The organism is Pseudomonas sp. LBUM1661, from assembly GCF_059695925.1.
This window is the reverse complement of the sequence record NZ_CP166794.1, coordinates 6,151,217-6,170,110: the sequence shown is the minus strand read 5'-3', so window position 1 is coordinate 6,170,110 and position 18,894 is coordinate 6,151,217. Positions and strand designations below refer to the sequence as shown.

Annotated in this window: 31 protein-coding genes; all 31 read left to right on the top strand. The window is 54.8% G+C overall.

Annotation, left to right across the window (positions count from 1 at the left end; genetic code table 11):
* The first annotated feature begins 17 nt into the window (after positions 1 to 17).
* A complete protein-coding gene (fusA, locus tag ACA057_RS28415) occupies positions 18 to 2,123 on the top strand; it encodes an elongation factor G (protein ID WP_497344122.1) in 2,106 nt (701 codons plus the stop codon).
* Between the two features lie 31 nt (positions 2,124 to 2,154).
* The gene (gene tuf / locus ACA057_RS28410) at positions 2,155 to 3,348 is read left to right on the top strand and encodes an elongation factor Tu (RefSeq protein WP_007896660.1); all 1,194 of its coding nucleotides are present in this window, start codon (positions 2,155 to 2,157) and stop codon (positions 3,346 to 3,348) included.
* A 157-nt stretch (positions 3,349 to 3,505) separates the two neighbouring features.
* The gene (rpsJ, locus tag ACA057_RS28405) at positions 3,506 to 3,817 is read left to right on the top strand and encodes a 30S ribosomal protein S10 (RefSeq protein WP_003186070.1); all 312 of its coding nucleotides are present in this window, start codon (positions 3,506 to 3,508) and stop codon (positions 3,815 to 3,817) included.
* 80 nt (positions 3,818 to 3,897) lie between these two features.
* Positions 3,898 to 4,533 (top strand): 50S ribosomal protein L3, encoded by a 636-nt coding sequence (gene rplC / locus ACA057_RS28400; protein WP_003186059.1) that lies wholly within the window; start codon positions 3,898 to 3,900, stop codon positions 4,531 to 4,533.
* Between the two features lie 12 nt (positions 4,534 to 4,545).
* Positions 4,546 to 5,148 (top strand): 50S ribosomal protein L4, encoded by a 603-nt coding sequence (gene rplD, locus ACA057_RS28395; RefSeq protein WP_007896707.1) that lies wholly within the window; start codon positions 4,546 to 4,548, stop codon positions 5,146 to 5,148.
* Positions 5,145 to 5,444, top strand: a complete 300-nt coding sequence (rplW, locus tag ACA057_RS28390; RefSeq protein ID WP_002555488.1) for a 50S ribosomal protein L23 — start codon at positions 5,145 to 5,147, stop codon at positions 5,442 to 5,444. Before rplD ends, rplW begins: the two co-directional genes overlap by 4 nt.
* A gap of 14 nt (positions 5,445 to 5,458) precedes the next feature.
* Positions 5,459 to 6,283 carry a 50S ribosomal protein L2 gene (gene rplB / locus ACA057_RS28385; RefSeq protein WP_003176423.1) on the top strand — a complete coding sequence of 275 codons (825 nt, stop codon included), beginning with the start codon at positions 5,459 to 5,461 and terminating at the stop codon, positions 6,281 to 6,283.
* 16 nt (positions 6,284 to 6,299) lie between these two features.
* Positions 6,300 to 6,575 (top strand): 30S ribosomal protein S19, encoded by a 276-nt coding sequence (gene rpsS / locus ACA057_RS28380; protein WP_002555486.1) that lies wholly within the window; start codon positions 6,300 to 6,302, stop codon positions 6,573 to 6,575.
* Positions 6,576 to 6,588: 13 nt separating this feature from the next.
* Positions 6,589 to 6,921 carry a 50S ribosomal protein L22 gene (gene rplV / locus ACA057_RS28375; RefSeq protein WP_003103908.1) on the top strand — a complete coding sequence of 111 codons (333 nt, stop codon included), beginning with the start codon at positions 6,589 to 6,591 and terminating at the stop codon, positions 6,919 to 6,921.
* Positions 6,922 to 6,934: 13 nt separating this feature from the next.
* Positions 6,935 to 7,621 carry a 30S ribosomal protein S3 gene (gene rpsC, locus ACA057_RS28370; protein ID WP_003176422.1) on the top strand — a complete coding sequence of 229 codons (687 nt, stop codon included), beginning with the start codon at positions 6,935 to 6,937 and terminating at the stop codon, positions 7,619 to 7,621.
* A gap of 12 nt (positions 7,622 to 7,633) precedes the next feature.
* On the top strand, positions 7,634 to 8,047 hold the full coding sequence (gene rplP, locus ACA057_RS28365; protein ID WP_008145497.1) for a 50S ribosomal protein L16: 414 nt from the start codon (positions 7,634 to 7,636) through the stop codon (positions 8,045 to 8,047).
* Positions 8,047 to 8,238, top strand: coding sequence for a 50S ribosomal protein L29 (gene rpmC, locus ACA057_RS28360; protein ID WP_008030901.1), 192 nt, complete (start codon positions 8,047 to 8,049; stop codon positions 8,236 to 8,238). The genes rplP and rpmC overlap by 1 nt, the downstream gene beginning before the upstream one ends.
* 2 nt (positions 8,239 to 8,240) lie before the next feature.
* The gene (gene rpsQ, locus ACA057_RS28355) at positions 8,241 to 8,507 is read left to right on the top strand and encodes a 30S ribosomal protein S17 (protein ID WP_003176419.1); all 267 of its coding nucleotides are present in this window, start codon (positions 8,241 to 8,243) and stop codon (positions 8,505 to 8,507) included.
* 22 nt (positions 8,508 to 8,529) lie between these two features.
* Entirely contained in the window at positions 8,530 to 8,898 is a 369-nt protein-coding gene (gene rplN / locus ACA057_RS28350; RefSeq protein ID WP_002555479.1) for a 50S ribosomal protein L14, read from the top strand.
* An 11-nt stretch (positions 8,899 to 8,909) separates the two neighbouring features.
* The gene (gene rplX / locus ACA057_RS28345) at positions 8,910 to 9,224 is read left to right on the top strand and encodes a 50S ribosomal protein L24 (protein ID WP_059402168.1); all 315 of its coding nucleotides are present in this window, start codon (positions 8,910 to 8,912) and stop codon (positions 9,222 to 9,224) included.
* Between the two features lie 20 nt (positions 9,225 to 9,244).
* Positions 9,245 to 9,784 carry a 50S ribosomal protein L5 gene (rplE, locus tag ACA057_RS28340; protein ID WP_003176415.1) on the top strand — a complete coding sequence of 180 codons (540 nt, stop codon included), beginning with the start codon at positions 9,245 to 9,247 and terminating at the stop codon, positions 9,782 to 9,784.
* Between the two features lie 13 nt (positions 9,785 to 9,797).
* Positions 9,798 to 10,103, top strand: coding sequence for a 30S ribosomal protein S14 (gene rpsN / locus ACA057_RS28335; protein ID WP_003176414.1), 306 nt, complete (start codon positions 9,798 to 9,800; stop codon positions 10,101 to 10,103).
* 209 nt (positions 10,104 to 10,312) lie between these two features.
* Positions 10,313 to 10,705 (top strand): 30S ribosomal protein S8, encoded by a 393-nt coding sequence (rpsH, locus tag ACA057_RS28330; RefSeq protein ID WP_003186040.1) that lies wholly within the window; start codon positions 10,313 to 10,315, stop codon positions 10,703 to 10,705.
* A gap of 12 nt (positions 10,706 to 10,717) precedes the next feature.
* Positions 10,718 to 11,251, top strand: a complete 534-nt coding sequence (rplF, locus tag ACA057_RS28325; protein ID WP_007896774.1) for a 50S ribosomal protein L6 — start codon at positions 10,718 to 10,720, stop codon at positions 11,249 to 11,251.
* 10 nt (positions 11,252 to 11,261) lie between these two features.
* Positions 11,262 to 11,612 carry a 50S ribosomal protein L18 gene (gene rplR, locus ACA057_RS28320; RefSeq protein ID WP_003186037.1) on the top strand — a complete coding sequence of 117 codons (351 nt, stop codon included), beginning with the start codon at positions 11,262 to 11,264 and terminating at the stop codon, positions 11,610 to 11,612.
* A gap of 3 nt (positions 11,613 to 11,615) precedes the next feature.
* Entirely contained in the window at positions 11,616 to 12,116 is a 501-nt protein-coding gene (rpsE, locus tag ACA057_RS28315) for a 30S ribosomal protein S5 (RefSeq protein WP_007943782.1), read from the top strand.
* Positions 12,117 to 12,118: 2 nt separating this feature from the next.
* Positions 12,119 to 12,295: a 50S ribosomal protein L30 gene (gene rpmD, locus ACA057_RS28310; protein WP_003186033.1), complete on the top strand. Its 177-nt coding sequence runs from the start codon at positions 12,119 to 12,121 to the stop codon at positions 12,293 to 12,295.
* A 3-nt stretch (positions 12,296 to 12,298) separates the two neighbouring features.
* Positions 12,299 to 12,736 (top strand): 50S ribosomal protein L15, encoded by a 438-nt coding sequence (gene rplO / locus ACA057_RS28305; RefSeq protein ID WP_007896782.1) that lies wholly within the window; start codon positions 12,299 to 12,301, stop codon positions 12,734 to 12,736.
* Positions 12,737 to 14,065, top strand: a complete 1,329-nt coding sequence (gene secY / locus ACA057_RS28300; protein ID WP_007896784.1) for a preprotein translocase subunit SecY — start codon at positions 12,737 to 12,739, stop codon at positions 14,063 to 14,065.
* 27 nt (positions 14,066 to 14,092) lie between these two features.
* Entirely contained in the window at positions 14,093 to 14,209 is a 117-nt protein-coding gene (gene rpmJ, locus ACA057_RS28295; RefSeq protein ID WP_002555468.1) for a 50S ribosomal protein L36, read from the top strand.
* Positions 14,210 to 14,339: 130 nt separating this feature from the next.
* Positions 14,340 to 14,696 (top strand): 30S ribosomal protein S13, encoded by a 357-nt coding sequence (gene rpsM / locus ACA057_RS28290; RefSeq protein WP_003186020.1) that lies wholly within the window; start codon positions 14,340 to 14,342, stop codon positions 14,694 to 14,696.
* 30 nt (positions 14,697 to 14,726) lie between these two features.
* Positions 14,727 to 15,116, top strand: coding sequence for a 30S ribosomal protein S11 (gene rpsK / locus ACA057_RS28285; RefSeq protein WP_002555466.1), 390 nt, complete (start codon positions 14,727 to 14,729; stop codon positions 15,114 to 15,116).
* Positions 15,117 to 15,134: 18 nt separating this feature from the next.
* A complete protein-coding gene (gene rpsD / locus ACA057_RS28280; protein WP_003210056.1) occupies positions 15,135 to 15,755 on the top strand; it encodes a 30S ribosomal protein S4 in 621 nt (206 codons plus the stop codon).
* Between the two features lie 22 nt (positions 15,756 to 15,777).
* Entirely contained in the window at positions 15,778 to 16,779 is a 1,002-nt protein-coding gene (locus tag ACA057_RS28275) for a DNA-directed RNA polymerase subunit alpha (RefSeq protein WP_003186012.1), read from the top strand.
* 42 nt (positions 16,780 to 16,821) lie between these two features.
* Positions 16,822 to 17,208 carry a 50S ribosomal protein L17 gene (gene rplQ, locus ACA057_RS28270; RefSeq protein WP_008145500.1) on the top strand — a complete coding sequence of 129 codons (387 nt, stop codon included), beginning with the start codon at positions 16,822 to 16,824 and terminating at the stop codon, positions 17,206 to 17,208.
* A 188-nt stretch (positions 17,209 to 17,396) separates the two neighbouring features.
* Positions 17,397 to 18,845, top strand: a complete 1,449-nt coding sequence (locus ACA057_RS28265) for a catalase (protein ID WP_497344119.1) — start codon at positions 17,397 to 17,399, stop codon at positions 18,843 to 18,845.
* The last annotated feature ends 49 nt before the right edge of the window (positions 18,846 to 18,894 follow it).

The following is an 18,894-nucleotide window of genomic DNA, read 5'->3' as shown; positions in this document are numbered from 1 at the left end:
AATTTTGCGAGGGCTTTATGGCTCGTACTACACCGATTAATCGCTACCGTAACATCGGTATCGTTGCTCACGTGGATGCTGGTAAAACCACCACCACCGAGCGCGTCCTTTTTTACACTGGCAAAAGTCACAAGATGGGCGAGGTGCATGACGGCGCCGCGACCACAGACTGGATGGTGCAGGAGCAGGAGCGTGGTATTACCATTACTTCTGCTGCTATTACCGCCTTCTGGCAGGGTTCCGAGAAGCAGCACAAGGACCAATACCGCTTTAACGTCATCGACACCCCGGGCCACGTTGACTTCACTATTGAAGTTGAACGTTCCCTGCGTGTTCTCGACGGCGCGGTCGTTGTGTTCTGCGGCACCTCGGGTGTTGAGCCTCAGTCGGAAACCGTATGGCGTCAAGCCAACAAATACGGCGTTCCACGTCTTGTTTACGTAAACAAGATGGACCGTGCTGGTGCGAACTTCCTGCGCGTGATCGGTCAGATCAAACAGCGTCTGGGTCACACCCCGGTGCCAATCCAGTTGGCTATCGGTTCCGAAGACAACTTCCAGGGTCAGATCGACCTGATCGCCATGGAAGCTGTTTACTGGAACGACGCTGACAAAGGCATGGTTCCACGTCGCGAGCCTATCCCTGCTGAACTGCAGGCATTGGCTGACGAGTGGCGCGGTAACATGGTTGAGGCTGCGGCCGAAGCCAGCGAAGAGCTGATGAACAAGTACCTCGAAGGTGAAGAACTCACCAACGCGGAAATCAAGGCCGCTCTGCGTCAGCGTACTATCGCTGGTGAGATCGTTCTGGCTGTTTGCGGTTCTTCCTTCAAGAACAAGGGTGTTCCCCTGGTTCTCGACGCCGTTATCGACTACCTGCCTGCTCCTACCGACATTCCTGCCATCAAGGGTACCGACCCGGATGACGAGACCAAGGAAATGGAGCGTCACGCAGACGACAGCGAGCCGTTCTCGGCTCTGGCGTTCAAGATCGCTACCGACCCATTCGTGGGTACCTTGACCTTCGTCCGCGTTTACTCGGGCGTGTTGGCCTCCGGCGACGGCGTGATCAACTCGGTTAAAGGCAAGAAAGAGCGCGTGGGTCGTATGGTGCAAATGCACGCAAACGCCCGTGAAGAAATCAAGGAAGTACGCGCTGGTGACATCGCGGCCTTGATCGGCATGAAGGACGTCACCACTGGTGAAACTTTGTGCAACGCTGACAAGCCAATCATCCTGGTTCGCATGGACTTCCCGGAGCCGGTTATTTCGGTTGCCGTAGAGCCTAAGACCAAGGACGACCAGGAAAAAATGGGTATCGCTCTGGGCAAACTTGCTCAGGAAGACCCGTCTTTCCGCGTCAAAACTGATGAAGAGACTGGTCAAACGATCATCTCTGGCATGGGCGAGTTGCACCTGGACATCCTGGTTGACCGGATGCGCCGTGAGTTCAACGTCGAAGCCAACATCGGTAAGCCTCAAGTTTCGTACCGTGAGCGCATCACGAAGAGCTGCGAAATCGAAGGCAAGTTCGTTCGTCAATCCGGTGGTCGTGGCCAGTTCGGTCATTGCTGGATTCGTTTTGCTCCTGCTGACGAAGGTCAGGAAGGTCTGCAATTCCTGAACGAAGTAGTGGGTGGTGTGGTTCCTAAGGAATACATCCCGGCTATCCAGAAGGGTATCGAAGAGCAGATGAAGAACGGCGTTGTCGCCGGCTATCCGCTGATCGGCCTGAAGGCTACCGTGTTTGATGGTTCCTACCACGACGTCGACTCGAACGAGATGGCGTTTAAGGTGGCTGCTTCCATGGCGACCAAGCAACTGGCCCAGAAGGGCGGTGGTGAGTTGCTCGAGCCGATCATGGCAGTAGAGGTTGTTACGCCTGAAGACTATATGGGTGACGTGATGGGCGACCTTAACCGTCGTCGCGGCATGATCCTGGGTATGGAAGACACGGTTTCCGGCAAAGTGATTCGCGCCGAGGTTCCGCTGGGTGAGATGTTCGGTTACGCAACCGACGTCCGTTCCATGTCCCAAGGTCGCGCAAGCTACTCTATGGAATTCAAAAAATACAATACGGCTCCGTCGCACATCGTCGAAACCGTTACCAAAAAACAAGGCTGATTCAGCCCCTTTAGGCTAGGAGTTAATTGTCGTGGCTAAAGAAAAATTTGACCGTACCCTCCCGCACGTCAACGTTGGCACCATCGGTCACGTCGACCACGGTAAAACCACGCTGACCGCTGCTCTGACTCGCGTCTGCTCCGAAGTTTTCGGTTCGGCCGTTGTTGCTTTCGACAAGATCGACAGCGCTCCGGAAGAAAAGGCTCGTGGTATCACCATCAACACCGCGCACGTTGAATACAACTCGCTGATCCGTCACTACGCTCACGTTGACTGCCCAGGTCACGCTGACTATGTGAAGAACATGATCACCGGTGCTGCTCAGATGGACGGCGCTATCCTGGTTTGCTCGGCCGCTGATGGTCCGATGCCACAAACCCGTGAGCACATCCTGCTGTCCCGTCAGGTTGGCGTTCCGTACATCGTTGTCTTCCTGAACAAGGCTGACATGGTTGACGACGCTGAGCTGCTGGAACTGGTTGAGATGGAAGTGCGCGATCTGCTGAGCACTTACGACTTCCCAGGTGACGACACTCCGATCATCATCGGTTCGGCTCTGATGGCTCTGAACGGCCAAGACGACAACGAAATGGGCACCACTGCCGTTCGTAAACTGGTTGAGACTCTGGACAGCTACATCCCGGATCCGGTCCGTGTTATCGACAAGCCGTTCCTGATGCCAATCGAAGACGTATTCTCGATCTCCGGTCGCGGTACTGTTGTAACTGGCCGTATCGAGCGCGGTATCGTCAAGGTTCAGGATCCACTGGAAATCGTTGGTCTGCGTGACACTACCGTCACCACCTGCACCGGTGTTGAAATGTTCCGTAAGCTGCTCGACGAAGGTCGTGCTGGCGAGAACTGCGGCGTTCTGCTGCGTGGTACCAAGCGTGACGACGTTGAGCGTGGCCAGGTTCTGGTTAAGCCAGGTTCGGTTAAGCCGCACACCAAGTTCGAAGCTGAAGTCTACGTTCTGAGCAAAGAAGAAGGCGGTCGTCACACTCCGTTCTTCAAAGGCTACCGTCCACAGTTCTACTTCCGTACAACTGACGTGACTGGTAACTGCGAACTGCCGGAAGGCGTTGAAATGGTAATGCCAGGCGACAACATCAAAATGGTTGTCACCCTGATCAAGACCATCGCAATGGAAGACGGTCTGCGTTTCGCTATCCGTGAAGGCGGTCGTACCGTCGGCGCTGGCGTCGTAGCCAAAATCATCGAGTAAGCTCTTTTTTGAGTAAGCTTTGATGATTTGAAAGAGCCCCCGCTTAGCGGGGGCTTTTTTATTGGGTTGACACCTATCTGGGGCGTCTATAGAATTGCGCCTCCTTTTAACGGGCGTATTGCGCTCGGTGGGAATAGCAGCCGGAGTCTGAAATCCAATGCAAAATCAGCAAATCCGTATCAGGTTGAAGGCTTTTGACCATCGCCTGATCGACCAATCCACCCAGGAAATCGTGGAAACCGCGAAACGTACTGGTGCTCAAGTGCGTGGTCCAATTCCACTGCCTACCCGTAAAGAGCGGTTCACCGTTCTGGTCTCCCCGCACGTCAACAAAGACGCGCGTGACCAGTACGAGATCCGTACTCATAAGCGCGTTCTGGACATCGTCCAGCCAACGGATAAAACCGTTGATGCTCTTATGAAGCTTGATCTTGCGGCCGGTGTGGAAGTACAGATCAGCCTCGGCTAAGACTCGGTCTTAGTCGTGTAACGCTCTGAAATGGGCGGCCATAGCGGGTGAAAGCCCCGTACACTCATGAGGTTTACAACATGACTATTGGTGTAGTCGGTCGTAAATGCGGTATGACCCGTATTTTCACCGAAGAAGGTGTCTCCATTCCGGTCACGGTCATTGAGATCGAGCCGAATCGCGTCACCCAGTTCAAAACTGAAGAGACCGATGGCTATCGTGCAGTGCAAGTCACTGTAGGCGAGCGTCGTGCTTCGCGTGTTACAGCTGCTCAGGCTGGCCACTTCGCTAAAGCGAACGTTGCCGCTGGTCGTACCGTAATGGAATTCCGCCTTGAAGAAGGCGAGTACCAGGCCGGCGATCTGATCAACGCTGAAATCTTCGCCGCTGGTCAACTGGTTGATGTAACCGGTCAGTCCAAAGGTAAAGGCTTCCAGGGTACGATCAAGCGTTGGAACTTCCGCGGGCAAGATAATACCCACGGTAACTCCGTGTCCCACCGCGTTCCAGGCTCTATCGGCCAGTGCCAGACTCCTGGTCGTGTATTCAAGGGCAAAAAAATGTCCGGTCATATGGGCGCTGAGCGCGTGACCGTGCAGTCCCTCGAAGTAGTGCGCGTGGACGCTGAACGCAATCTGTTGTTGGTCAAGGGCGCTGTTCCTGGCGCTACTGGCGGCAACTTGGTTGTACGTCCAGCAGCCAAGGCTCGCGGTTAAGGGGAAGCTGACATGCAATTAAATGTAAATGACGCTCAAGCGATCGAAGTTTCCGAACTGACATTTGGCGGCGAATTCAACGAGACGCTGGTTCACCAAGCAGTCGTGGCCTACATGGCCGGCGGCCGTCAAGGTAGCAAGCAGCAAAAGACCCGTTCCGACGTTCGTGGTGGCGGTAAGCGCCCATGGCGTCAGAAAGGTACTGGCCGTGCTCGTGCCGGTACTATCCGTAGCCCAATCTGGCGTGGCGGCGGTACCACTTTCGCAGCTCGTCCTCAGGATCACACCCAGAAGCTGAACAAGAAGATGTATCGCGCAGCAATGCGTTCCATCCTTGCTGAGCTGGTGCGTACTGATCGTCTGGTTGTGGTTCAGGACTTCGCTGTTGATGCACCGAAGACCAAAGATCTGCTGAACAAACTGACCGGCATGGGCCTGACTGACGTCTTGATCGTGTCTGAAGTAGTTGATCAGAACCTGTACCTGGCTGCTCGTAACCTGCCACACGTTGATGTGCGTGACGTGCAAGGTTCCGATCCAGTTAGTCTGATCGCATACGACAAGGTGTTGATCACCGTGTCGGCCGTGAAGAAATTCGAGGAGCTGCTGGGATGAACCAGGAACGCGTATTTAAAGTTCTGCTTGGCCCGCACGTTTCCGAGAAGGCTACGGTTCTGGCTGACAAGAAAGGCCAGTTCGTTTTCAAGGTTGCAACTGACGCAACCAAGCTGGAAATCAAGAAGGCCGTCGAAAGCCTGTTCAGCGTGAAAGTAGAGCGTGTTACTACCCTGAATGTTCTGGGTAAGAGCAAGCGCACTGCTCGCGGTCTGGGCAAGCGTAATGACTGGAAGAAGGCAGTTATCTCCCTTCAGCCAGGCCAAGATCTCGATTTCAGCAGCAGTGCTGAGTAAGGAAGGGGTGCATCATGGCAATCGTTAAATGCAAACCGACTTCCCCTGGCCGCCGTTTTGTGGTCAAGGTGGTCAACCAGGAGCTGCATAAAGGCGCTCCTCACGCACCGCTGCTCGAGAAAAAATCGAAGACTGGTGGTCGTAACAACAATGGTCGTATTACCACTCGTCACATCGGTGGTGGCCATAAGCAGCATTATCGTCTGGTCGATTTCCGTCGCAACGACAAAGATGGCATCTCTGCCACTGTCGAGCGTATTGAATACGATCCAAACCGTACTGCTCACATCGCTCTGCTGCTGTACGCAGATGGCGAGCGTCGCTACATCATCGCCCCTAAAGGCGTGAGTGCTGGCGACCAGCTGATCGCAGGTGCTCTGGCACCGATCAAGCCGGGCAACGCTCTGCAACTGCGTAACATTCCAGTTGGTAGCACCGTACACGGCATCGAATTGAAGCCAGGTAAAGGCGCGCAAATCGCTCGTTCCGCTGGTGCTTCGGCTCAGCTGATCGCTCGTGAAGGTGTCTACGTGACCCTGCGTCTGCGTTCTGGTGAGATGCGTAAAGTGCTGGCTGAATGCCGCGCGACCCTGGGTGAAGTCTCGAACTCCGAGCACAGCCTGCGTTCGCTGGGTAAAGCTGGTGCCAAACGCTGGCGTGGCGTTCGCCCAACCGTTCGTGGTGTTGCCATGAACCCGGTTGACCACCCACATGGTGGTGGTGAAGGTCGTACCTCTGGTGGTCGTCATCCGGTATCGCCATGGGGCTTCCCGACTAAGGGCGCGAAGACTCGTGGTAATAAGCGTACCGACAAAATGATCGTCCGTCGTCGCAAGTAAATAGAGGGATACGACAGTGCCACGTTCTCTGAAAAAAGGTCCTTTTATTGATCTTCACCTACTGAAGAAGATCGAAGTGGCGGCGGAAAAGAACGATCGCAAACCAGTTAAAACCTGGTCGCGTCGTTCGATGATCCTGCCACAAATGGTCGGTTTGACCATTGCAGTTCATAACGGTCGTCAACATGTTCCAGTTCTCGTGAACGAAGACATGGTCGGCCACAAACTAGGCGAGTTTGCCGGTACCCGCACATATCGTGGGCACGTGGCAGACAAGAAAGCCAAGCGTTAAGGGGTAAGGAACGATGGAAGTAGCCGCTAAGTTGTCGGGCGCTCGAATCTCCGCCCAGAAAGCCCGCTTGGTCGCCGACCAGATCCGCGGGAAGAAGGTGGGCGAAGCGCTCAACCTGTTGGCTTTCAGCAGTAAGAAAGCCGCCGAGATCATGAAGAAAGTGCTGGAGTCGGCCGTAGCCAACGCCGAGCATAACGAAGGCGCAGACGTTGATGACCTTAAAGTCAGCACCGTTTTCGTCAACGAAGGGCGTTCGCTGAAGCGAATCATGCCACGTGCCAAAGGCCGTGCTGATCGCATCGTCAAGCGGTCTTGCCATATCACTGTCAAGGTTGCTGACAAGTAACGGAGTCGAAGAGATGGGTCAGAAAGTACATCCCATTGGCATTCGCCTGGGAATCGTCAAGGAGCACACCTCCGTCTGGTACGCAGACGGTCGGACTTATGCGGACTATTTGTTCGCTGATCTGAAGGTGCGCGAGTATCTCCAAGACAAACTAAAAAGCGCGTCCGTAAGCCGTATCGATATCCATCGTCCGGCCCAAACTGCACGTATCACCATCCACACCGCTCGTCCAGGTATCGTTATCGGGAAGAAAGGTGAAGATGTTGAGAAACTGCGTCAGGACCTGACCAAACAAATGGGTGTGCCTGTGCACATCAATATCGAAGAAATCCGCAAGCCGGAACTCGACGGTATGTTGGTTGCGCAGAGCGTAGCTCAGCAGCTGGAGCGTCGCGTAATGTTCCGTCGCGCTATGAAGCGCGCTGTACAGAACGCCATGCGCATTGGTGCCAAAGGCATCAAAATCCAAGTGAGCGGTCGTCTCGGCGGTGCTGAAATCGCACGTACTGAATGGTATCGCGAAGGTCGTGTGCCACTGCACACCCTGCGTGCCGACATCGACTATGCCAACTACGAAGCTCACACCACTTACGGTGTGATCGGTGTAAAGGTTTGGATCTTCAAAGGCGAAGTAATTGGTGGTCGCCAAGAAGAACTGAAACCACAAGCACCAGCGCCTCGTAAAAAAGCTGCTAAGTAAGGGGTACGCCAAATGTTGCAACCAAAGCGTACGAAGTTCCGCAAGCAGATGACAGGCCACAACCGTGGTCTGGCTCAGCGCGGTAGCAAAGTCAGCTTCGGCGAGTTCGCGCTGAAGTCTGTAGCTCGTGGTCGTCTCACCGCTCGTCAGATCGAGTCAGCGCGTCGTGCTCTGACCCGTCACGTTAAACGTGGCGGCAAGATCTGGATCCGTGTATTCCCGGACAAGCCTATTTCCAAAAAGCCACTCGAAGTTCGGATGGGTAAAGGTAAGGGTAGTGTGGAGTACTGGGTTGCCCAGATTCAGCCAGGCAAAGTCCTGTATGAAATCGAGGGCGTTACTGAAGAGCTGGCGCGTGAGGCTTTTGCCCTGGCTGCTGCAAAGCTGCCGCTCGCCACCGCCTTTGTTAAACGGACGGTGATGTGATGAAAGCGAACGAACTTCGTGAAAAAGACGCGCCGCAGCTTAACGAGCAACTGCTCGGCCTGCTGCGCGACCAGTTCAATCTGCGTATGCAGAAAGCAACTGGCCAGTTGGGGCAGTCTCACCTGCTCCGGCAAGTTAAGCGTGACATCGCTCGCGTGAAGACTGTGCTCAAACAGCAGGCAGGTAAGTAATCATGGCTGAAGCCGAAAAAACCGTCCGTACGCTGACTGGCCGTGTTGTCAGCGACAAAATGGACAAGACCATCACCGTTCTGATCGAGCGTCGCGTTAAGCACCCGATCTACGGTAAATACGTTAAGCGTTCGACTAAGCTGCACGCGCACGACGAAACCAATCAGTGCCACATCGGCGACAAAGTCACTATTCGTGAAACTCGTCCGCTGGCCAAGACCAAGTCTTGGGCATTGGTTGATGTTCTCGAACGCGCTGTGGAAGTCTAAGGACTAGGGGTCGGAGAAATATATGATTCAGACTCAATCCATGCTCGATGTGGCCGATAACAGCGGCGCTCGCCGTGTTATGTGCATCAAGGTGCTGGGTGGCTCCCATCGTCGTTACGCTGGTATCGGTGACATCATCAAAGTTACCGTGAAGGAAGCAATTCCTCGCGGTAAAGTGAAAAAAGGCCAAGTGATGACTGCTGTTGTAGTCCGCACTCGTCACGGCGTACGTCGTGCTGATGGCTCCATTATCCGCTTTGATGGCAACGCTGCTGTTCTTCTGAACAACAAGCAAGAGCCGATCGGCACCCGTATCTTTGGGCCAGTGACCCGTGAACTTCGTACTGAGAAGTTCATGAAGATCGTCTCGCTCGCCCCAGAAGTGCTGTAAGGAGATCCGACATGCAAAAGATTCGTCGTGACGACGAGATCATCGTGATCGCCGGCAAAGACAAAGGTAAGCGCGGTAAGGTGCTTAAGGTTCTCGCTGACGACCGTCTGGTCGTTGGTGGTCTGAACCTGGTTAAGCGTCATACCAAGCCTAACCCTGCAGCGGGCGTACAAGGCGGTATCGTCGAGAAAGAAGCGCCATTGCACGCTTCCAACGTTGCCATTTTCAACGGCGAAACCAACAAGGCTGATCGCGTTGGTTTCAAAGTAGAAGACGGCAAGAAAATTCGTGTCTTCAAGTCGACCCAAAAAGCGGTTGATGCTTGAACACTGCTAGGTAGAAGACCATGGCACGACTAAAAGAGATTTACTGGAAGGAAATCGCACCGAAGCTTAAGGAAGAACTTAAGCTTTCGAACGTGATGGAAGTTCCACGCGTTACAAAGATCACCCTGAACATGGGTCTGGGCGAAGCGGTCGGTGACAAAAAAGTCATCGAGCACGCTGTTGCTGACCTGGAAAAGATCACCGGTCAGAAAGTCGTTGTGACTTACGCTCGGAAATCCATCGCTGGCTTTAAAGTCCGTGAAGGTTGGCCGATCGGCGTCAAAGTGACCCTGCGCCGTGAGCGTATGTACGAATTCCTGGATCGTCTGCTGTCGATCTCCCTGCCTCGGGTCCGCGACTTCCGCGGCCTGAATGCCAAGTCCTTCGATGGTCGTGGTAACTACAGCATGGGCGTTAAAGAGCAGATCATCTTCCCGGAAATCGACTACGACAAGATCGATGCTCTCCGCGGTCTGGACATTACCCTGACCACCACTGCCAAGAACGATGATGAAGGTCGCGCCCTGTTGCGTGCTTTCAAATTCCCGTTCCGCAACTGATTGGAGTAGGAAAATGGCCAAGATGAGCATGAAAAACCGCGAGCTGAAGCGTCAGCTCACGGTTGCCAAGTACGCCAAAAAGCGTGCAGCACTGAAAGCTATCATCGTTGATCTGAACGCAAGTCCAGAAGCGCGTTGGGAAGCTACAGTAGCTCTGCAGAAGCAGCCACGTGACGCAAGCGCTTCGCGCATGCGTAACCGCTGCCGCCTGACCGGTCGTCCACACGGCGTTTACCGCAAGTTCGGCCTCGGCCGTAACAAACTGCGTGAAGCTGCAATGCGTGGTGACGTACCTGGTCTGGTTAAAGCCAGCTGGTAAGCACTGTCAAAGTCTCGGTGTTCGGGATCGCAAGATCCTGACCGCCGGTGACCTTGAACTTGAATCAAGCCCCTATTGGGGCTTGATTCATTTGTGGGGTGTGTCTAGAATACCCGGCTCGCCTGAGCCCGTACTTTTTTCGTGCGGATGTACTCGGCGACACGTAGTAGCCGCAAGGCTAATTTTTTTGTATTAGGAGCGTCTAGCCCATGAGTATGCAGGACCCGTTAGCGGACATGCTAACTCGAATCCGTAATGCCCAGATGGCTGAAAAGTCCGTCGTAAGCATGCCATCTTCTACTTTGAAGGTAGCTGTTGCCAAAGTCCTGAAGGACGAAGGTTACATTGCGGGTTATCAGATCAGCAGCGAAATCAAACCACTGCTGTCTATCGAGCTGAAATACTTCGAAGGCCGTCCGGTCATCGAGGAAGTGAAGCGCGTTAGCCGTCCAGGCCTGCGTCAGTACAAGTCCGTCGATGATCTGCCAAAAGTTCGTGGCGGTCTCGGTGTGTCTATCGTCTCCACCAACAAAGGTGTGATGACGGATCGTGCTGCGCGCGCTGCCGGTGTCGGCGGCGAAGTTCTTTGCACTGTGTTCTAAGGGGGGATAAGCATGTCACGCGTCGCTAAGAACCCCGTTAAGCTGCCAGCCGGTGTCGAAGTCAAATTCGCAGGCCAACAGCTTTCGGTGAAGGGTGCCAAGGGCACTCTCGAACTGAACATCCATTCGTCCGTTGAGATTGTTGAAGAAGCTGGTGAGCTGCGTTTCGCTGCTCGCAATGGCGATCAACAAACTCGCGCAATGGCTGGTACCACTCGTGCGTTGGTAAACAACATGGTCCAAGGCGTAAGCCAAGGCTTCGAGCGCAAGCTCCAGCTGGTCGGTGTTGGTTACAAAGCGCAAGCAAAAGGCACAGTGCTGAACCTGGCTCTTGGCTTCTCGCACCCAGTGGATTATGAACTGCCGGAAGGCATCACCGCTGAGACTCCTAGCCAAACCGACATCCTGATCCGGGGTATCGATAAGCAGCTGGTAGGTCAAGTGGCCGCCGAGATCCGCGACTTCCGTCCACCAGAGCCGTACAAAGGCAAAGGTGTGCGCTACGCGGACGAAGTCGTCCGTCGTAAAGAAGCCAAGAAGAAGTAGGGCATAGCAAATGACCGACAAAAAAGTTACTCGACTGCGTCGCGCTCGCAAAGCACGCCTGAAAATGCACGAACTCGAAGTCGTGCGTCTCTGCGTGTTCCGCTCGTCGCAGCACATCTACGCCCAGGTCATTTCGGCCGACGGCAACAAAGTCCTGGCATCTGCCTCGACTTTGGATAAAGAACTGCGTGATGGCGCCACTGGCAACATCGACGCGGCCACTAAGGTTGGCCAGCTGGTCGCTACGCGTGCTAAAGCCGCTGGCGTCTCGCAGGTGGCTTTCGACCGCTCTGGCTTCAAGTACCACGGTCGCGTCAAGGCGCTGGCTGATGCTGCTCGTGAAGCTGGGCTGGAGTTCTAAGTTATGTCAAATAACGACCAAAAGCGCGACGAAGGCTACATTGAGAAGCTGGTTCAAGTTAACCGCGTAGCCAAAACCGTTAAAGGCGGCCGTATCTTCACTTTCACCGCGTTGACCGTGGTGGGTGATGGTAAAGGGCGTGTTGGCTTCGGCCGTGGCAAGTCACGTGAAGTGCCTGCTGCGATCCAGAAGGCAATGGAAGCTGCTCGCCGCAACATGATCCAAGTTGATCTGAACGGCACCACTCTGCAGTACGCAATGAAGTCCGGTCACGGCGCTTCGAAGGTGTACATGCAGCCTGCTTCTGAAGGTACCGGTATCATCGCTGGCGGCGCTATGCGTGCTGTCCTCGAAGTTGCTGGCGTTCAGAACGTTCTGGCCAAGTGCTACGGCTCGACTAACCCGGTAAACGTGGTTCACGCCACTTTCAAAGGTTTGAAAGCTATGCAGTCTCCTGAGTCCATTGCCGCCAAGCGTGGCAAAAGCGTCAAGGAGATCTTCTGATCATGGCTACCGTTAAAGTTACGCTGATCAAAAGCATGACCGGCCGCATCCCTAACCACAAACTGTGCGTTAAGGGTCTGGGTCTGCGTCGCATCGGTCACACTGTAGAAGTACTTGATACTCCCGAGAATCGCGGGATGATCAACAAGGCTTACTACATGCTGCGTGTCGAGGGTTAATCGATGAAACTCAATGATCTGAGTCCAGCGCCGGGTTCCCGTCGCGAAAAGCATCGTCCGGGCCGTGGTATCGGTAGTGGTTTGGGCAAGACCGGTGGCCGTGGCCACAAAGGTCAGTCTTCCCGCTCCGGTGGCACCATTGCTCCAGGCTTTGAAGGCGGTCAACAGCCGCTGCATCGTCGCCTGCCGAAGTTCGGTTTCGTTTCCCTGAAAGCCATGGACCGCGCAGAAGTGCGTCTGTCCGAGCTGGCTAAAGTGGAGGGCGACATCGTCACCGTGCAGTCCCTGAAAGATGCCAACGTGATCAACGTCAACGTACAGCGTGTGAAAATCATGCTGTCCGGCGAAGTGACTCGCGCTGTTACCATCGGAAAGGGAATCGGCGCCACCAAAGGTGCGCGTGCGGCTATCGAAGCAGCTGGCGGCAAGTTCGAGGAATAAATGGCTAAGCAAGGTGCTCTCTCTGCGCTCGGCAAAGGCGGTATGTCTGAACTCTGGGCTCGTCTGCGTTTTCTATTCTTGGCGATTATCGTCTACCGAATAGGCGCACACATCCCGGTTCCAGGTATCAACCCGGACCGACTCGCGGACCTGTTTCGACAGAATGAGGGGACCATTCTTAGCTTGTTCAACATGTTTTCCGGCGGTGCGCTGGAGCGGATGAGCATCTTTGCATTGGGGATCATGCCGTACATCTCGGCATCGATCATCATGCAACTGATGACCGCCGTCAGCCCACAGCTGGAGCAGTTGAAGAAGGAAGGTGAAGCTGGGCGTCGCAAGATCGCTCAGTACACCCGCTACGGCACTGTCGTCCTCGCTCTCGTTCAGGCTATTGGCATGTCCATTGGTCTGGCAGGGCAGGGCGTTGCGTTCACTGGTGACTTTGGCTTCCATTTCGTCGCGGTATCCACTTTTGTGGCTGGTGCGATGTTCATGATGTGGCTGGGTGAGCAGATTACTGAGCGTGGTGTTGGCAACGGTATCTCGATGTTGATTTTCGCAGGTATCGTCGCCGGTCTTCCGAGAGCGATCGGGCAGTCTTTCGAGTCTGCGCGTCAGGGTGATATCAACATTTTTGCCCTGGTTGCCATCGGTTTGCTGGCAGTAGCGATTATCGGTTTCGTGGTGTTCATTGAGCGTGGTCAGCGTCGTATTGCTGTTCATTACGCCAAGCGTCAGCAAGGCCGCAAGGTCTTTGCCGCGCAGACTAGCCACTTGCCGTTGAAGGTGAACATGGCCGGTGTTATTCCGGCCATTTTCGCGAGCAGCATTTTGCTGTTCCCGGCTTCGTTGGGTACCTGGTTCGGTCAGTCTGAAGGTATGGGCTGGCTGCAGGACATCTCGCAGTCGATCGCTCCTGGTCAGCCGTTGAATATTCTGCTGTTTAGTGCAGGGATTATTTTCTTCTGCTTCTTCTATACGGCGTTGATGTTCAATCCGAAAGACGTAGCGGAAAACCTGAAGAAGTCCGGTGCCTTTATTCCGGGCATCCGTCCAGGTGAGCAGTCTGCGCGCTACATTGATGGCGTTCTGACTCGTTTGACCCTGTTCGGTGCTCTATATATGACGGCCGTGTGTCTGTTGCCCCAGTTCCTGGTGGTTGCGGCAAACGTTCCGTTCTACCTTGGCGGGACCTCGTTGCTGATCGTCGTCGTGGTTGTGATGGACTTCATGTCCCAAGTACAATCGCACCTCGTTTCGCACCAGTACGAATCCCTGATGAAGAAAGCCAACCTGAAGGGTTACGGCAGCGGCATGTTGCGCTGAGTACCCATAAGGTTCGAGGAGTTGGTGATGAAAGTTCGTGCATCGGTGAAAAAGCTGTGCCGTAACTGCAAGATTATTCGCCGCGAAGGTGTTGTTCGAGTAATTTGCAGCGCGGAACCGCGTCACAAACAGCGCCAAGGCTGAGTGTGATTGTGCTTCAAGCCCGGTAGCTAGTGCGCTACCGGGTTGATTATTTGTTATTACAGCGATATTATCTCGCGCCCTATTTCTTGGCTTCCGGGGCGTAGGTAGCTGTCAATTGGAGTCCCACTGAATGGCCCGTATTGCAGGCGTTAACATTCCAGATAACAAGCATACTGTTATCTCGCTGACCTACATCTATGGTGTTGGTCGCACTACTGCACAGAAGATCTGTGCGGTGACTGGGGTAAACCCAGCAGCAAAGATCAAAGATCTGAGCGACGAGCAGATTGAACAGCTGCGTGGCGAAGTGGCGAAGTTCACCACTGAAGGTGACCTGCGTCGCGAAATCAACATGAAAATCAAGCGTTTGATGGACCTCGGTTGCTATCGCGGTCTGCGTCATCGTCGTGGTCTTCCAGTGCGCGGTCAGCGTACCAAGACTAACGCGCGTACCCGTAAAGGTCCGCGTAAGCCGATCCGCAAGTAATCGCCCCAGCGAATCGACAGGAAATTAATCATGGCTAAACCTGCTGCTCGTCCTCGTAAAAAAGTCAAAAAGACAGTGGTTGATGGCATCGCCCACATCCACGCGTCTTTTAACAACACAATCGTGACCATCACCGACCGTCAAGGCAACGCTCTTTCCTGGGCTACCTCCGGTGGTTCGGGTTTCCGCGGTTCCCGCAAGTCCACCCCGTTCGCTGCTCAAGTAGCTGCTGAACGTGCTGGTCAAGCTGCGCTGGAATACGGTCTGAAAAACCTTGACGTTAACGTCAAAGGTCCAGGCCCAGGTCGTGAATCTGCAGTCCGCGCTTTGAACGGCTGTGGCTACAAGATCGCCAGCATCACCGACGTGACGCCAATCCCGCACAACGGGTGCCGTCCGCCGAAGAAGCGCCGCGTGTAATCCAGGAGATTGTAAAGAATGGCTCGTTACATTGGTCCAAAATGCAAACTCGCTCGTCGCGAAGGCACCGATCTCTTTCTGAAGAGCGGCGTGCGCGCGATCGAATCGAAGTGCAACATCGAAGCAGCACCTGGTATCCACGGCCAACGCCGCGGTCGCCAGTCCGATTACGGCACCCAACTGCGTGAAAAGCAGAAGGTCCGTCGTATCTACGGCGTTCTCGAGCGTCAATTCAGCGGCTACTACAAAGAAGCTGCTGGCAAGAAAGGTGCAACCGGTGAAAACCTGCTGCAACTGCTCGAATGCCGTCTGGACAACGTTGTATACCGTATGGGTTTTGGCTCTACTCGTGCCGAATCCCGTCAGCTGGTATCGCACAAATCCGTCAGCGTTAACGGTCAGACCGTAAACGTACCGTCTTACCAGGTTCGTGCTGGTGACGTGGTCGCGATTCGCGAGAAAGCAAAGAACCAACTTCGCATTGTCCAAGCTCTCGATCTGTGTGCCCAACGTGGCCGCGTAGAATGGGTAGAAGTAGACACTGAGAAGAAGTCGGGCGTTTTCAAGAACGTTCCAGCTCGCAGTGATCTGTCCGCCGACATCAACGAAAGCCTGATTGTCGAGCTCTACTCCAAGTAAGGGCTAGAAAATAGGTGCATCCATGCAGATTTCGGTAAATGAGTTCCTGACACCCCGCCATATTGATGTGCAGGTTGTCAGTCCAACCCGCGCCAAGATCACTCTCGAGCCTCTCGAGCGTGGTTTCGGCCACACCCTGGGCAACGCGCTGCGCCGCATCCTGTTGTCCTCAATGCCCGGCTGTGCAGTAGTCGAGGCCGAGATTGATGGTGTACTCCATGAGTACAGCGCAATCGAAGGCGTACAGGAAGACGTAATTGAAATCCTGTTGAACCTTAAAGGTCTGGCTATCAAGCTGCACGGTCGTGACGAAGTTACGCTGACCTTGTCGAAGAAGGGTTCGGGGGTGGTTACCGCTGCCGATATTCAGCTGGATCATGATGTCGAGATCGTTAACCCCGATCACGTAATCGCTAACCTGGCGTCTAACGGCGCCCTGAACATGAAGCTCACCGTAGCTCGTGGTCGTGGTTATGAACCGGCAGACTCGCGTCAGAGCGATGAAGACGAAAGCCGCAGCATCGGTCGCTTGCAGCTTGACTCTTCGTTCAGCCCGGTTCGCCGTATCGCATACGTGGTGGAAAACGCCCGTGTCGAGCAGCGTACTAACCTGGACAAGCTGGTTATTGATCTGGAAACCAACGGTACTCTGGATCCTGAAGAGGCTATTCGCCGCGCTGCAACCATTCTGCAACAGCAGTTGGCTGCGTTCGTCGACCTCAAAGGTGACAGTGAGCCAGTGGTTGTCGAGCAGGAAGACGAGATCGATCCGATCCTGCTTCGCCCGGTTGACGATCTGGAACTGACTGTACGTTCGGCTAACTGCCTTAAGGCGGAAAACATCTACTACATCGGTGACCTGATTCAGCGTACCGAAGTAGAGCTGTTGAAGACTCCGAACCTTGGCAAGAAATCCTTGACTGAAATCAAGGACGTTCTGGCCTCCCGCGGTCTGTCCCTCGGCATGCGCCTCGACAACTGGCCGCCTGCAAGTCTTAAGAAGGACGACAAGGCGACTGCCTGATCGTCGTAATCACCGAACGTTGTGTTTGGTAAGGAATGAACCATGCGTCATCGTAAAAGTGGTCGTCACCTGAGCCGCACCAGCTCGCACCGCAAGGCCATGTTTCAAAACATGGCGGTGTCGCTGTTCGAGCACGAGCTGATCAAAACTACACTGCCAAAAGCTAAAGAACTGCGTCGCGTTGCTGAGCCGCTGATCACTTTGGCCAAGACAGACAGCCTGGCTAACCGCCGTCTGGCTTTCGACCGTACTCGTTCGAAAGCTATCGTTGGTAAGCTCTTCAACGACCTGGGCAAGCGTTACGCTACCCGTGAGGGTGGCTACCTGCGCATCCTCAAGTGCGGTTTCCGCACTGGCGACAACGCGCCTATGGCGTACGTCGAGTTGGTTGATCGTCCTGCCGGTGGTGAAGCTGTATCCGCTGAGTAAGACGTCAGTCTGAAACGAAGAACCGGGCCTAGTGCCCGGTTTTTTGTGCGCGCTCGAAAAGCGGCATGTGTTAGTAATTTTCTATCGGTTATGAAAGGTTAATGAATTTGTAGGTGTAACGTTCGTGGTCAATACTCCCTCTCAGCCGATTAGCCGGCAGTTAAAGACTGACCAGAGGAAGAGATCGCATGAGCCAAAATAAAACGCTTACCACCGCCAGTGGCGCTCCTGTCGCCGACAACCAGAATTCCCGCTCCGCCGGCCCTCGTGGCCCACTGCTGCTCGACGACTTCCACCTGATCGAGAAGCTTGCCCACTTCAACCGTGAAAACATCCCGGAGCGCCGCGTACACGCCAAAGGCTCGGGTGCTTACGGTACGTTCACTGTGACTCGTGATATCACCGAGTACACCAGCGCCAAGCTGTTTGAATCCGTCGGTAAGCAAACGCCGACGTTCCTGCGCTTTTCCACCGTCGGTGGTGAGCGCGGCTCGGCCGACACCGAACGCGATCCACGTGGCTTCGCCCTGAAGTTCTACACCGAAGAAGGTAACTGGGACATCGTGGGCAACAACACGCCCGTGTTCTTCATTCGCGATCCACTGAAATTCCCGGATTTCATCCACACCCAAAAGCGCCTGCCGCAAAGCAACCTGAAAAGTGCGCAGATGATGTGGGATTTCTGGTCGCACTCGCCTGAGGCGCTGCACCAGGTCACGATTCTGTTCTCGGATCGCGGCATCCCTGACGGCTACCGTCACATGCACGGCTTCGGCAGTCACACCTACAGCCTGATCAGCGCCAAGGGCGAGCGTCATTGGGTGAAGTGGCACTACAAAACCAAGCAAGGGATCAAGAATCTGGCTCCCGCCGACGCAGCGCGTCTGGCCGGCACGGATCCGGATTACGCTCAACGCGACCTGTTCGAGGCGATTGAGCGCGGTGATTTCCCGAAATGGCGTGTGTGCATCCAGATCATGACCGAAGCTCAGGCGGTGGCGCACTACGAGAACCCGTTCGATGTGACCAAGACCTGGTCGCAAAAAGAGTTTCCGCTGATTGAGGTGGGTGAACTGGAGCTCAACCGCAATCCGTTGAACTACTTCGCTGAGGTCGAGCAGGCAGCGTTCGGCCCGAGCAACATGGTCCCCGGTGTCGGTCTGTCGCCGGATCGCATGCTGCAAGGCCGCGTGTTCGCTTACGCGGATGCGCACCGCTACCGTATCGGCACCAACCACCAGCAATTACCGGTGAATGCACCTCGCAGCTCGGTGAATAGCTACCAGCGCGATGGTTCGATGGCGTTTGGCAGTAACGGTGGCGCGGCTCCGAACTACGAGCCGAACAGTTACGTCGAATCGCCGAAGCAAGCTTCTCGCTACGCTGAGCCGGCGTTGGCGTTGAGCGGCGCCGCTGATCGTTACGATCATCGTGACGATACCGACTACTACAGCCACGCGGGTGCGCTGTTCCGTCTGATGAGCGATGAGCAGAAAGCCCTGCTGGTCAGCAACATTGCCGGCGCAATGGCCGGGGTTTCCAGCGACGTGGTTGACCGTCAGTTGCAGCATTTCTTCAGGGCCGATCCGGCGTATGGAGAAGCAGTCGCAACGGCGTTGGGTGTAGCGCTTAACTAAGTCTAAACGAGAAGCAGAACCGCCCTCATTTGGGCGGTTTTTGCGTTAT